This window comes from Bacteroides sp. AM16-13, assembly GCF_003602705.1.
Lineage (GTDB): Bacteria > Bacteroidota > Bacteroidia > Bacteroidales > Bacteroidaceae > Bacteroides > Bacteroides xylanisolvens.
In genome coordinates, this window is the sequence record NZ_QTLK01000003.1 from 191,961 (window position 1) to 204,792 (window position 12,832).

General features: G+C 42.2%; 14 protein-coding genes. All 14 read left to right on the forward strand.

The window, feature by feature from the left end:
* Positions 1 to 18 precede the first annotated feature (18 nt).
* A complete protein-coding gene (locus DW173_RS03375) occupies positions 19 to 969 on the forward strand; it encodes an alpha/beta hydrolase (protein WP_008645475.1) in 951 nt (316 codons plus the stop codon).
* Between the two features lie 72 nt (positions 970 to 1,041).
* Positions 1,042 to 1,959, forward strand: a complete 918-nt coding sequence (locus tag DW173_RS03380) for a TPM domain-containing protein (protein WP_120143726.1) — start codon at positions 1,042 to 1,044, stop codon at positions 1,957 to 1,959.
* Between the two features lie 71 nt (positions 1,960 to 2,030).
* Positions 2,031 to 2,330, forward strand: coding sequence for a hypothetical protein (locus tag DW173_RS03385; protein ID WP_120143728.1), 300 nt, complete (start codon positions 2,031 to 2,033; stop codon positions 2,328 to 2,330).
* Entirely contained in the window at positions 2,327 to 2,647 is a 321-nt protein-coding gene (locus tag DW173_RS03390; protein WP_008645477.1) for a type II toxin-antitoxin system RelE/ParE family toxin, read from the forward strand. The genes DW173_RS03385 and DW173_RS03390 overlap by 4 nt, the downstream gene beginning before the upstream one ends.
* An 8-nt stretch (positions 2,648 to 2,655) precedes the next feature.
* Entirely contained in the window at positions 2,656 to 3,237 is a 582-nt protein-coding gene (locus tag DW173_RS03395) for a LemA family protein (protein WP_004304537.1), read from the forward strand.
* A 212-nt stretch (positions 3,238 to 3,449) separates the two neighbouring features.
* The gene (locus DW173_RS03400; protein ID WP_008997792.1) at positions 3,450 to 4,616 is read left to right on the forward strand and encodes an AIR synthase-related protein; all 1,167 of its coding nucleotides are present in this window, start codon (positions 3,450 to 3,452) and stop codon (positions 4,614 to 4,616) included.
* Between the two features lie 3 nt (positions 4,617 to 4,619).
* On the forward strand, positions 4,620 to 5,732 hold the full coding sequence (gene prfA / locus DW173_RS03405) for a peptide chain release factor 1 (protein ID WP_004301709.1): 1,113 nt from the start codon (positions 4,620 to 4,622) through the stop codon (positions 5,730 to 5,732).
* A gap of 82 nt (positions 5,733 to 5,814) precedes the next feature.
* A complete protein-coding gene (gene pyrF, locus DW173_RS03410; protein ID WP_004301706.1) occupies positions 5,815 to 6,639 on the forward strand; it encodes an orotidine-5'-phosphate decarboxylase in 825 nt (274 codons plus the stop codon).
* Between the two features lie 30 nt (positions 6,640 to 6,669).
* Complete coding sequence (locus DW173_RS03415) at positions 6,670 to 7,899, forward strand: HD domain-containing protein (protein WP_004308539.1); 1,230 nt, start codon at positions 6,670 to 6,672, stop codon at positions 7,897 to 7,899.
* An 82-nt stretch (positions 7,900 to 7,981) separates the two neighbouring features.
* On the forward strand, positions 7,982 to 9,022 hold the full coding sequence (gene lpxD / locus DW173_RS03420; protein WP_120143729.1) for a UDP-3-O-(3-hydroxymyristoyl)glucosamine N-acyltransferase: 1,041 nt from the start codon (positions 7,982 to 7,984) through the stop codon (positions 9,020 to 9,022).
* Positions 9,023 to 9,033: 11 nt separating this feature from the next.
* Positions 9,034 to 10,419, forward strand: coding sequence for a bifunctional UDP-3-O-[3-hydroxymyristoyl] N-acetylglucosamine deacetylase/3-hydroxyacyl-ACP dehydratase (locus tag DW173_RS03425; RefSeq protein WP_022199903.1), 1,386 nt, complete (start codon positions 9,034 to 9,036; stop codon positions 10,417 to 10,419).
* 18 nt (positions 10,420 to 10,437) lie between these two features.
* Complete coding sequence (gene lpxA, locus DW173_RS03430; RefSeq protein WP_004320906.1) at positions 10,438 to 11,205, forward strand: acyl-ACP--UDP-N-acetylglucosamine O-acyltransferase; 768 nt, start codon at positions 10,438 to 10,440, stop codon at positions 11,203 to 11,205.
* A 21-nt stretch (positions 11,206 to 11,226) separates the two neighbouring features.
* A complete protein-coding gene (locus tag DW173_RS03435; RefSeq protein ID WP_120143731.1) occupies positions 11,227 to 11,781 on the forward strand; it encodes an IS1096 element passenger TnpR family protein in 555 nt (184 codons plus the stop codon).
* A gap of 122 nt (positions 11,782 to 11,903) precedes the next feature.
* On the forward strand, positions 11,904 to 12,800 hold the full coding sequence (gene miaA, locus DW173_RS03440; RefSeq protein WP_087318798.1) for a tRNA (adenosine(37)-N6)-dimethylallyltransferase MiaA: 897 nt from the start codon (positions 11,904 to 11,906) through the stop codon (positions 12,798 to 12,800).
* Positions 12,801 to 12,832: the final 32 nt, after the last annotated feature.

Below are 12,832 nucleotides of genomic sequence, written 5' to 3' on the forward strand. Positions count from 1 at the left end.
GGGTTAAAAGAAGTTTTTATGAGGAGAAAAGTAGTATATAGCATCATTATTATCATGCTGGCATTGACCGGCTGCACTATCGGAGGAAGTTTTTATATGTTAAACTTCTCATTGACTCCGAATGCCAAAATTTTGTCTAAAGATGCTGACTCTTATCCTTTCATGTATAAAAACTACCCTTTTTTGCGTCCATGGGTGGATAGCCTGAGACAAGTGGATGCACTGAAAGACACTTTTATCATAAACCCACACGGCATACAACTACATGCGTATTATGTGGCTGCTCCCCAACCTACCAGCAAGACCGCAGTCATTGTACACGGGTATACGGATAATGCTATCCGCATGTTTATGATCGGTTATCTGTATAATCGTGATTTAGGATATAATATATTACTTCCTGACCTGCAACATCAGGGAGAAAGTGAAGGCCCTGCCATTCAAATGGGCTGGAAAGACCGTCTAGATGTATTGCAATGGATGAACATCGCCAATGAAATCTTTGGAGACAGCACGCAAATGGTTGTACACGGAATTTCAATGGGAGGTGCCACCACCATGATGGTATCTGGTGAGGAACAAAAGCCATTTGTCAAATGCTTTGTAGAAGATTGCGGTTACACCAGTGTATGGGATGAATTCTCACACGAGTTGAAAACAAGTTTCCATCTTCCTCCTTTTCCACTCATGTACACCACAAGCTGGCTTTGCGAAAAGAAATATGGATGGAATTTCAAAGAAGCTTCTTCACTGAAACAGGTAGCCAAATCACAACTTCCAATGTTATTTATCCACGGGGACAAAGACACGTATGTGCCTACCTGGATGGTATACCCGCTTTACGAAGCCAAACCGGAGCCCAAGGAACTATGGATTGTGCCGGGAGCCGCTCATGCCGTTTCATACCAAGAGAATAAACAGGAGTACACCGACCGAGTCCGTGCATTCGTCGGACGATACATCCATTAAACCTATTATAACAAGGAGTTTTAGATTCATAACAGAAAAAGTTTCTATATTTGCAAAGATAAAACAAGCGTTATGAAATCAATATTAACTTTTATACTAGCAACTTTTCTTCTGTTCCCACTACAAGCTCAAGAGAAAGTATATACGGTAGACAACCTTCCGAAAGTTCACCTGCAAAACAAAATGCAATATGTTTGCAACCCGGCAGGAATACTTTCACAGGCTGCTTGTGACAGTATAGACTCCATGCTTTATGCCTTGGAACAACAAACAGGAATTGAAACAGTGGTTGCCGTAGTTCCCTCAATTGGAGAAGAAGATTGTTTCGACTTCTGTCATCAGCTGCTTAATAAATGGGGTGTAGGAAAAAAAGGCAAAAACAATGGATTGGTCATTTTATTAGTCACCGATCAACGCTGTATACAGTTCTATACCGGTTATGGTCTGGAAGGAGTACTTCCTGATGCTATCTGCAAAAGGATTCAAACAAGATATATGATTCCTTACCTCAAAGATGGGAATTGGGATGCAGGAATGGTGGCTGGTCTAAAAGCGACTTGCCAGCGGCTCGACGGTTCGATGGAAAATGATGCTCTCTCCGATTCTAACAGCGGTGGTTCTTTTGATTTTATTCTTGCTATTCTTTGTTTTATCACCATTGGCGGAGGTCTTGCTTTCTTTTCGGCACGCAAACAAAGTCGCTGTCCGAATTGTGGTAAACATCAATTGCAGAGAAGCGGAAGCAGAGTCGTATCCCGGATTAATGGAGTGAAGACCGAAGATGTCACCTATACATGTAGAAACTGTGGACATACCATCATACGCCGCCAGCAAAGTTATGACAATGATTACCATCACCGGGGCGGTGGCGGAGGCGGTCCGTTCATTGGTGGTTTTGGCGGAGGCAGTTTCGGAGGCGGAGGCGGTTTCGGTGGAGGCAGCTTTGGCGGAGGAATGGGCGGAGGCGGTGGTGCCGGTTCTCGTTTCTAAAATAAATGTTATCCAATGCCCTAGTTTCGAAATAAATTAGTAACTTTACCTAATGACTAAGACAGAAGAAAATGAAAGAGAATAAAGAATATCAAGAAAAAAAAGAACAAGAAAAAGTTGTCCATGAGCCAACTGGTTCTTACGGTATGGACACCATCACCATGAGACAGAAAATTATGGAACGAGTTATGTTAATGGAAGAAAATCAGCTCAAAGAAATGCTTCGATTCTCCCACGAATTGGAACAAAAATCATGGTTATTACCACATACTCAAGAAGAATTAGAGATCGCAATCAACAGAGGTATGGAAGATGTCAAGGCAGGAAGGATTGTTTCACATGAGGATGTTCTCAAATATTATATGAAATGACAAATATTGTTTGGACTCAATCAGCTTTGCAAACGCTAGAATTAGTTTATTTACAAACATTACAATATACAAAAAACGAACGTATAGCTGCTAAATTACATAATAAACTTATCAAAGAAGCAGAGATGCTTAGAACTTTCCCAAATGCGGGAAACATTCTAAATACTTCAGAAAGAGTTACACTCTGTTACAGAGCATTAGTAGTAGACACTAATTATAAACTTATTTATTACGTTGATGCTAATAAGGATGTAATCATTGTGACAGTTTGGGACGTTCGTCAAAACCCTGATAAATTAACAAAAACTATAGAATAATTAGAAACATGAAGAAGTCAATTATTATCATCTTAGCCGTTGTGGCTATCCTTGTTATATGGGCAGTAAGTGTATATAACGGTCTGGTTACTATGGACGAGAATGTAAGTGGTCAATGGGCAAATGTAGAAACTCAATATCAACGTCGTGCCGACCTGATTCCTAACTTGGTAAACACAGTGAAAGGATATGCAACACATGAAAAGGAAACCTTGGAAGGAGTTGTTGCCGCACGTAGCCAAGCTACTCAAATCAAAGTAGATGCTGCCGACCTGACACCGGAAAAGCTGGCGCAATACCAAAAGGCACAAGGTGCTGTAACATCAGCATTGGGCAAGTTATTAGCTATCACCGAGAATTATCCGGACCTGAAAGCTAACCAGAACTTCCTGGAACTTCAAGCTCAACTGGAAGGAACCGAAAACCGTATCAATGTAGCACGCAAAAACTTCAATGATGCTGCCCAGGCTTATAATACCAATATCCGCCGTTTCCCGAAGAATATCTTTGCAGGAATGTTCGGCTTCGATAAGAAAGCATATTTTGAAGCAGAGGAAGGAAGTGAAAAGGCTCCGAAGGTAGAATTCTAAAAAAAGATTAGATAAAACCCTTCTATAATTAAGAGTTAAATTCATAGTTCTCATTACTATGATTTTAACTCTTAATTTTCTATTATTTTTCTCCTTTTCAATAGAATATCCTAAAGTATAAAAGTTAATGATTAACATTTACTAGTACCTAGTTGGCTGTACCAAAAAAAAGCTGTACTTTTGCAGCCGTATACAAAATAATTCTATAACTCATGAGTAATCAACGATACATGATGCGTGGAGTAAGCGCATCAAAAGAAGATGTGCACAACGCCATCAAGAACATCGACAAAGGAATCTTCCCGAAAGCATTCTGTAAAATTATTCCCGATATATTGGGAGGTGACCCGGAATATTGCAACATTATGCATGCCGATGGTGCCGGAACCAAATCATCTCTTGCTTATATGTACTGGAAAGAAACGGGTGACTTATCCGTTTGGAAAGGTATTGCACAGGATGCATTGATTATGAATATCGACGACCTCCTTTGTGTAGGTGCCGTAGACAATATCCTTGTTTCATCTACTATTGGACGTAACAAACTGTTGATTCCCGGAGAAGTAATCTCCGCCATCATCAACGGAACAGACGAATTGCTGGCCGAACTCCGTGAAATGGGTGTAGGCGTATATGCAACCGGTGGTGAAACTGCTGATGTCGGCGATTTGGTACGTACCATCATCGTTGACTCTACCGTAACTTGCCGCATGAAACGTTCAGACGTTATCGACAATGCCAATATTCGTCCGGGTGACGTGATCGTTGGTCTGGCTTCTTACGGACAAGCTACTTACGAGAAAGAATACAATGGCGGTATGGGCAGTAATGGTTTAACAAGTGCCCGCCACGACGTATTCGGAAAATATCTTGCTGAAAAATATCCGGAAAGCTATGATGCTGCAGTTCCTGAAGAGTTAGTTTATTCCGGTAAATTAAAACTAACAGACAGCGTGGAAGATTCTCCAATTAATGCAGGTAAGTTAGTACTCTCTCCTACTCGTACATACGCACCGGTAGTCAAAAAATTGCTTGATGCATTGCGTCCGGAAATCCACGGAATGGTACACTGCTCCGGTGGTGCACAAACTAAAGTTCTGCATTTTGTAGAAAACGTACGCGTAGTAAAAGATAATCTTTTCCCTGTTCCTCCTTTATTCAAAACGATCCAGGAACAAAGCGGTACGGACTGGGCAGAAATGTACAAGGTATTCAATATGGGACATCGTCTTGAAGTCTACCTGTCACCGGAACATGCAGAAAAAGTGATAGCTATCTCCGAGTCATTCGGTATCCCGGCACAGATTGTAGGACGTGTTGAAGCATGCGAGCAAACAGAATTAATCATTAAGAGCGAATTCGGAGAATTTAGATATTAAAGAATGGCAGACAATAGTACCATACTAGAAAAATTAGACGGACTCGTAGCCCGTTTTGAAGAAATATCTACCCTTATCACAGACCCGGCAGTGATTGCCGACCAGAAACGTTATGTCAAGTTGACTAAAGAATATAAGGAATTAGACGACTTGATGAAAGCAAGGAAAGAATATATCCAATTACTGGGTAATATTGAAGAAGCTAAAAATATCCTTGCCAATGAATCGGACGCTGAAATGCGCGAAATGGCGAAAGAAGAAATGGACAATAGTCAAGAGCGCCTTCCGGTATTGGAAGAAGAAATCAAACTGATGCTTGTCCCTGCCGATCCGCAAGACAGCAAGAACGCTATTCTCGAAATCCGCGGAGGTGCAGGAGGCGACGAAGCAGCTATCTTTGCCGGCGACCTCTTCCGTATGTATGCCAAATTCTGTGAAACCAAAGGTTGGAAAATGGAAGTCTCCAATGCGAACGAAGGGACAGCCGGTGGATTCAAAGAAATTGTTTGTAGTGTGACAGGCGATAATGTATACGGAATTTTAAAATACGAATCGGGAGTACACCGCGTACAGCGTGTTCCTGCGACGGAAACGCAAGGACGTGTTCACACTTCAGCCGCATCCGTGGCCGTGCTTCCCGAAGCTGAAGAATTCGATGTAGTCATCAACGAAGGAGAAATCAAATGGGACACTTTCCGAAGCGGCGGTGCCGGCGGACAGAATGTAAACAAGGTAGAATCCGGAGTACGTCTGCGCTATATCTGGAAGAACCCGAACACCGGTATTGCCGAAGAAATCCTTATCGAATGTACCGAGACACGCGACCAGCCGAAAAATAAAGAGCGCGCCTTGGCCCGTCTCCGTACTTTTATCTACGACAAAGAACATCAGAAATATATCGATGACATTGCCTCCAAACGTAAGACAATGGTATCTACCGGAGACCGTTCAGCCAAAATACGAACTTACAACTATCCCCAGGGACGTATCACCGACCACCGCATCAACTATACAATCTATAATCTGGCAGCCTTCATGGACGGGGATATCCAGGATTGTATCGACCATCTGATCGTAGCGGAAAATGCAGAACGCCTGAAAGAAAGCGAACTTTAGAGAAGTGGAGAGTTGAGAATTGAGAGTTGAGAACGGTTTCTTAAAATAGTAAATAGTAAATTGCAAAATAGTAAATAACAAGATGGATAAGCAACAATTATTTGAAAACATAAAGCGCAAAAAATCATTCCTTTGTGTAGGACTTGATACTGATATCAAGAAAATCCCGGAACATCTGTTGAAAGAAGAAGATCCGATCTTTGCATTCAACAAAGCAATCATTGACGCGACAGCTGATTTGTGTATCGCCTACAAACCCAATCTGGCTTTCTATGAAAGCATGGGTGTAAAAGGATGGATCGCATTTGAAAAGACAGTAAAATATATCAAAGATAACTATCCGGATCAATTCATCATCGCTGACGCAAAGCGTGGTGACATCGGAAATACTTCTGCAATGTATGCCCGCACATTCTTTGAAGAATTGGATATCGACTCTGTAACAGTAGCCCCCTACATGGGTGAAGACAGCGTTACTCCGTTCCTTACCTACGAAGGCAAATGGGTGATCCTGTTGGCATTGACTTCCAACAAAGGATCTCATGACTTCCAATTGACAGAAGACGTAAACGGCGAACGTCTGTTCGAGAAAGTATTACGCAAATCACAGGAATGGGCTGGCGATGACCGCATGATGTATGTGGTAGGTGCTACTCAAGGACGTGCTTTTGAGGACATCCGCAAGATTGTCCCGAACCATTTCCTTCTCGTACCAGGCGTGGGAGCACAAGGCGGTTCACTCGAAGAAGTTTGCAAATATGGTATGAACAGTACATGCGGATTGATTGTTAACTCGTCGCGTGGTATTATCTACGTAGATAAAACAGAGAAATTTGCAGAAGCTGCCCGCACCGCCGCACAAGAAGTGCAAGCACAAATGGCTGAACAACTCAAAGCAATTCTCTGAAAAGGGAAAAAGGATCTCTAAAGAAAACGAATGCCTTACGAAAGAAAGATAATTAACGACCCCGTATTCGGGTTCATCAATATTCCAAAGGGGTTACTGTACGATATAGTACGGCATCCCCTTTTGCAGCGTCTTACCCGCATCAAGCAAGTAGGATTGTCATCTGTTGTGTACCCCGGTGCGCAACACACCCGCTTCCAACACTCCTTAGGTGCTTTTCACCTGATGAGTGAAGCTATCACCCAACTGGCCTCCAAAGGCAATTTTATCTTTGATAGTGAAGCGGAAGCCGTGCAGGCCGCCATCCTGTTGCATGATATAGGACACGGCCCTTTCTCGCATGTGCTGGAAGACACGATTGTAAAAGGAGTCTCGCACGAAGAGATTTCTCTCATGTTGATGGAACGGATGAACAAAGAGATGAACGGCCAGCTAAGTCTTGCCATTCAAATCTTCAAGGACGAATACCCGAAACGCTTTCTGCATCAACTCGTAAGCGGTCAGTTGGATATGGACCGGCTTGATTATCTTCGCCGCGACAGCTTTTATACAGGCGTAACGGAAGGTAACATCGGCTCTGCCCGAATCATCAAAATGCTTGATGTAGCGGATGACCGTTTGGTTGTCGAATCCAAAGGGATCTATTCTATCGAGAATTTCCTCACGGCACGTCGCCTGATGTACTGGCAAGTATACCTGCATAAGACGTCCGTGGCATACGAAAAGATGCTGATTAGTACTCTATTGCGTGCCAAAGAACTGGCTTCACAAGGAGTGGAACTATTTGCATCACCCGCATTACGTTTTTTCCTTTACAATGATATCAATCCTACGGAATTCTATAACAACCCCGACTGTCTGGAGAATTTTATCCAGCTGGACGACAATGATATATGGACAGCCTTAAAAGTGTGGAGCACCCACACAGATAAGGTGCTTTCCACTTTAAGCACAGGAATGATAAACCGAAATATCTTTAAAGTGGAAATTTCGTCGGAACCTATTAGTGAGGACAGAAAAAAAGAATTAACTTTGCACATCAGCCAACAATTAGGCATAACCCTTTCCGAAGCGAACTATTTTGTCTCTACCCCCAGCATCGAAAAGAATATGTATGACCCGGCAGATGACAGTATTGATATTATCTACAAAGACGGCACTATCAAAAATATTGCCGAAGCATCGGACATGCTGAACATCTCATTATTGTCCAAAAAGGTAAAGAAATACTATCTCTGCTATCAGAGATTACACAGATAAGTATAAAATATTCATGCAATAACACGGAAATCTGAAAAAAAAATCCGTTATTTGTGAACTAATTAAATTTTAAATAAAAGACATGGAGTTCTCGGCTAAGCAAATTGCAGCATTTATCCAAGGGGAAATCATTGGAGACGAAAACGCTACGGTACACACATTCGCTAAAATTGAAGAGGGAATGCCCGGAGCAATTTCTTTCCTGTCAAATCCCAAATATACACCTTACATCTACGAGACACAATCAAGCATTGTCCTGGTTAATAAGGACTTCACTCCCGAACACGAAATTAAAGCTACTCTTATCAAAGTAGACAATGCATACGAAAGTCTGGCTAAATTGCTCAATCTTTATGAGATGAGCAAGCCTAAGAAACAAGGGATAGATTCATTAGCTTTCGTTGCACCCAGCGCCAAAATTGGTGAGAATGTATACATCGGTGCTTTTGCCTATATCGGCGAAAATACCGTGATTGGAGATAATACTCAAATTTACCCCCACACTTTCGTTGGAGATGGCGTGAAGATAGGCAACAGTTGCCTGCTTTACTCCAATGTAAATGTTTATCATGATTGCCGCATAGGTAATGAATGTATCCTTCATTCGGGTGCAGTGATCGGAGCTGACGGATTTGGCTTTGCTCCCACTCCGAACGGATATGATAAGATTCCGCAAATCGGAATTGTTATTCTGGAAGATAAAGTAGATATAGGTGCTAATACGTGTGTAGACCGTGCTACAATGGGAGCTACGGTAGTACACAGCGGTGTCAAGTTAGACAATCTGATACAAATAGCACACAATGATGAAATAGGTTCGCATACCGTTATGGCTGCGCAAGCCGGAATTGCCGGTTCTACCAAAATTGGTGAATGGTGTATGATCGGTGGCCAGGTAGGTATTGCAGGACATTCTAAAATAGGAGATAAAGTTGGATTAGGCGCACAATCAGGTGTGCCGGGAGACATCAAGTCCGGTAGCCAGCTTATCGGAACTCCTCCTATGGAACTGAAACAATATTTCAAATCATCCATTGCACAAAGAAGCCTGCCGGATATGCAGAAAGAACTGCGTAACTTGCGCAAAGAAGTAGAAGAATTAAAACAACTATTAAATAAGTAAATAAGTAACCAATGCTGAAACAAAAAACGCTGAAAGATAGCTTTTCACTGAGCGGGAAAGGTCTTCACACTGGACTTGATCTCACTGTAACATTCAATCCAGCTCCGGACAATCACGGATATAAAATCCAACGCATTGACGTAGAAGGACAACCAACTATCGACGCAGTAGCCGACAATGTAACAGAAACCACCCGTGGTACTGTATTGTCGAAAAATGGAGTCAAAGTAAGCACCATTGAACATGGTATGGCAGCCCTTTACGCATTGGGCATTGATAACTGCCTGATCCAAGTTAACGGACCGGAATTTCCTATTTTAGATGGTAGTGCACAATATTACGTACAAGAAATAGAACGTGTAGGAACAGTAGAGCAAAATGCCGTCAAAGACTTTTATATTATCAAGTCTAAAATTGAGTTCCGGGATGAAACGACAGGTTCTTCTATTATTGTACTACCTGACGAGAATTTCAGTCTGAATGTACTGGTTTCATACGATTCGACTATTATCCCGAATCAGTTTGCTACCCTTGAAGATATGCATAATTTCAAAGACGAAGTGGCTGCCAGCCGTACTTTCGTCTTTGTTCGTGAAATAGAGCCATTGCTCTCCGCCGGATTGATTAAAGGTGGTGACCTGGACAATGCGATCGTAATCTACGAACGCAAGATGTCACAGGAAAGCTTTGACAAGTTGGCAGATGTGATGGGAGTACCTCACATGGATGCCGATCAGTTAGGCTATATCAATCACAAACCGTTAGTTTGGCCCAATGAATGTGCCCGTCACAAACTGCTTGATGTCATTGGTGACCTCGCTTTAATTGGCAAACCGATTAAAGGCCGTATCATCGCTACCCGTCCGGGACATACTATCAACAATAAATTTGCCCGTCAAATGCGGAAAGAAATCCGTCTGCACGAAATACAGGCACCAAGCTACGACTGTAACCGCGAGCCGATAATGGATGTAAACCGTATCCGCGAATTGTTGCCGCACCGTTATCCTTTCCAACTGGTGGACAAAGTGATTGAAATTGGTGCCAACTACATTGTAGGTGTCAAAAACATCACAGCCAACGAACCTTTCTTCCAGGGACATTTTCCACAGGAGCCCGTTATGCCGGGAGTACTTCAAGTGGAAGCAATGGCACAAGTCGGAGGCTTGCTCGTCTTGAATTCCGTAGATGATCCTGAACGTTATTCTACCTATTTCATGAAAATAGATGGAGTGAAATTCCGTCAGAAAGTAGTGCCGGGAGACACCTTGATTTTTCGTGTAGAACTGCTGGCACCTATCCGCCGCGGTATTTCTACCATGAAAGGATATGCGTTTGTCGGCGAGAAAGTTGTTTGCGAAGCAGAGTTCATGGCACAAATAGTAAAAAATAAGTAATAATTGATATTTAAAAGCATGATAAGTCCTTTAGCGTATATCCATCCCGAAGCTAAAATCGGGGAAAATGTAGAAATTGCGCCTTTTGTATTTATAGATAAGAACGTAGTTATCGGCGACAACAATAAAATTATGGCTAACGCCAATATTTTATACGGTTCACGTATTGGTAACGGAAACACAATTTTTCCGGGTGCCGTTATCGGAGCCATTCCGCAGGACCTCAAGTTTCGCGGTGAAGAATCGACAGCCGAAATCGGAGATAATAATCTGATTCGTGAAAATGTAACAATCAACCGTGGTACGGCAGCTAAAGGGCGCACGATTGTGGGAAATAACAATTTATTGATGGAAGGTGTACACGTAGCACACGACGCATTGGTTGGTAACGGATGTATCATCGGTAACTCTACCAAGATGGCAGGCGAAATCGTCATTGATGATAACGCGATTGTCAGCGCCAATGTATTGATGCATCAATTCTGTCATGTAGGCAGTCATGTAATGATTCAGGGCGGATGCCGTTTCAGTAAAGATATTCCTCCTTACATCATTGCAGGACGCGAACCGATCGCTTTCAGCGGAATCAATATCATCGGCTTGCGCCGTCGTGGTTTCTCCAATGAAGTGATCGAAAGTATTCACAATGCATATCGTATCATTTACCAAAGTGGTTTGAACACGACAGAAGCATTGAAAAAAATAGAAGATGAATTCGAAAAGAGCCCGGAGATTGACTATATAGTCAATTTTATCCGTAATTCAGAACGTGGTATTATTAAATAAACAGTTCAAAATAGTCATATTATGATATACAGATTTACTATCATATCTGATGAAGTTGACGATTTTGTCAGAGAAATACAAATTGATCCGGAAGCAACTTTTTATGACTTCCATGAAGCAATACTGAAATCAGTAGGGTACGCAAACGACCAGATGACTTCTTTCTTTATCTGCGATGACGACTGGGAAAAAGAAAAAGAAGTAACCCTGGAAGAAATGGACGACAATCCGGAAATGGATAGCTGGGTGATGAAAGAAACTACTATCAGCGAATTGGTAGAAGATGAAAAACAGAAACTGCTATATGTATTCGATTACATGACAGAACGTTGTTTCTTCATCGAACTATCCGAAATTATCACCGGAAAAGATATGAATGGTGCCAAATGTACCAAGAAATCAGGAGATGCTCCTAAACAAACGGTAGACTTTGAAGAAATGGCCGCTACCGGAGGTTCTCTTGATCTGGATGAAAACTTCTATGGAGACCAGGACTTCGACATGGAAGACTTCGATCAGGAAGGATTTGACATAGGTGGTGACACTAGCAGCCCATACGAAGAAGAAAAATTCTAAGTATTAAGTATCAAGTATTAGGTATTAATTGCTATGTAGTGTCAGGCAGTTAATACCTAATATTTTTTTTAGTCCCGTACGCTTTAATACTTAATACTTCTATACTTAATACTTAAAAATCTATGCCTACTCTCATTGTTCTTATAGGTCCTACAGGTGTGGGGAAAACGGAGTTGAGCCTGCGCTTGGCAGAAACATTTCAGACAAGCATTGTATCTGCCGATTCGAGACAGCTTTATGCCGAATTAAAAATAGGCACAGCAGCTCCTACTCCCGATCAACTTAAACGTGTCCCCCATCAACTGGTCGGCACGCTCCACCTCACAGACTATTACAGCGCTGCTCAATACGAAACAGAAGCACTGGATATTCTGGAGAAATTATTCACGCAACACGAAGTCGTGATTCTCACTGGTGGCTCAATGATGTACGTAGACGCTATCTGTAAGGGAATTGACGATATTCCTACCGTTGATGCGGAAACCCGTCAACTCATGCTACAAAAGTATGAAGAGGAAGGCCTTGAACAACTCTGCGCAGAACTTCGCTTGTTAGACCCGGAATATTACCGGATTGTAGATCTGAAGAATCCCAAGCGGGTAATTCATGCGTTGGAGATTTGCTATATGACCGGACGCACTTATACTTCTTTTCGCACCCAACAAAAAAAACAGCGTCCTTTCCGTATTCTGAAAATCGGCCTGACTCGTGATCGGGAAGAACTTTATGACCGTATCAACCGTCGGGTAGACCAGATGATGGAGGAAGGATTATTGGAAGAAGTACGTTCCGTCTTTCCCTATCGTCACCTCAATTCACTCAATACAGTAGGCTATAAAGAACTGTTCAAATATCTGGACGGAGAATGGGAACTCCCCTTTGCTATAGACAAAATCAAGCAAAACTCCCGCATTTATTCGCGTAAACAGATGACCTGGTTCAAAAGAGATGAAGAAATAAAATGGTTCCACCCGGAACAAGAAACGGAGATACTAGCGTACCTCCGTCAATCTTTATAACATTATATTTTGACAATATTTAGAAACAGAAG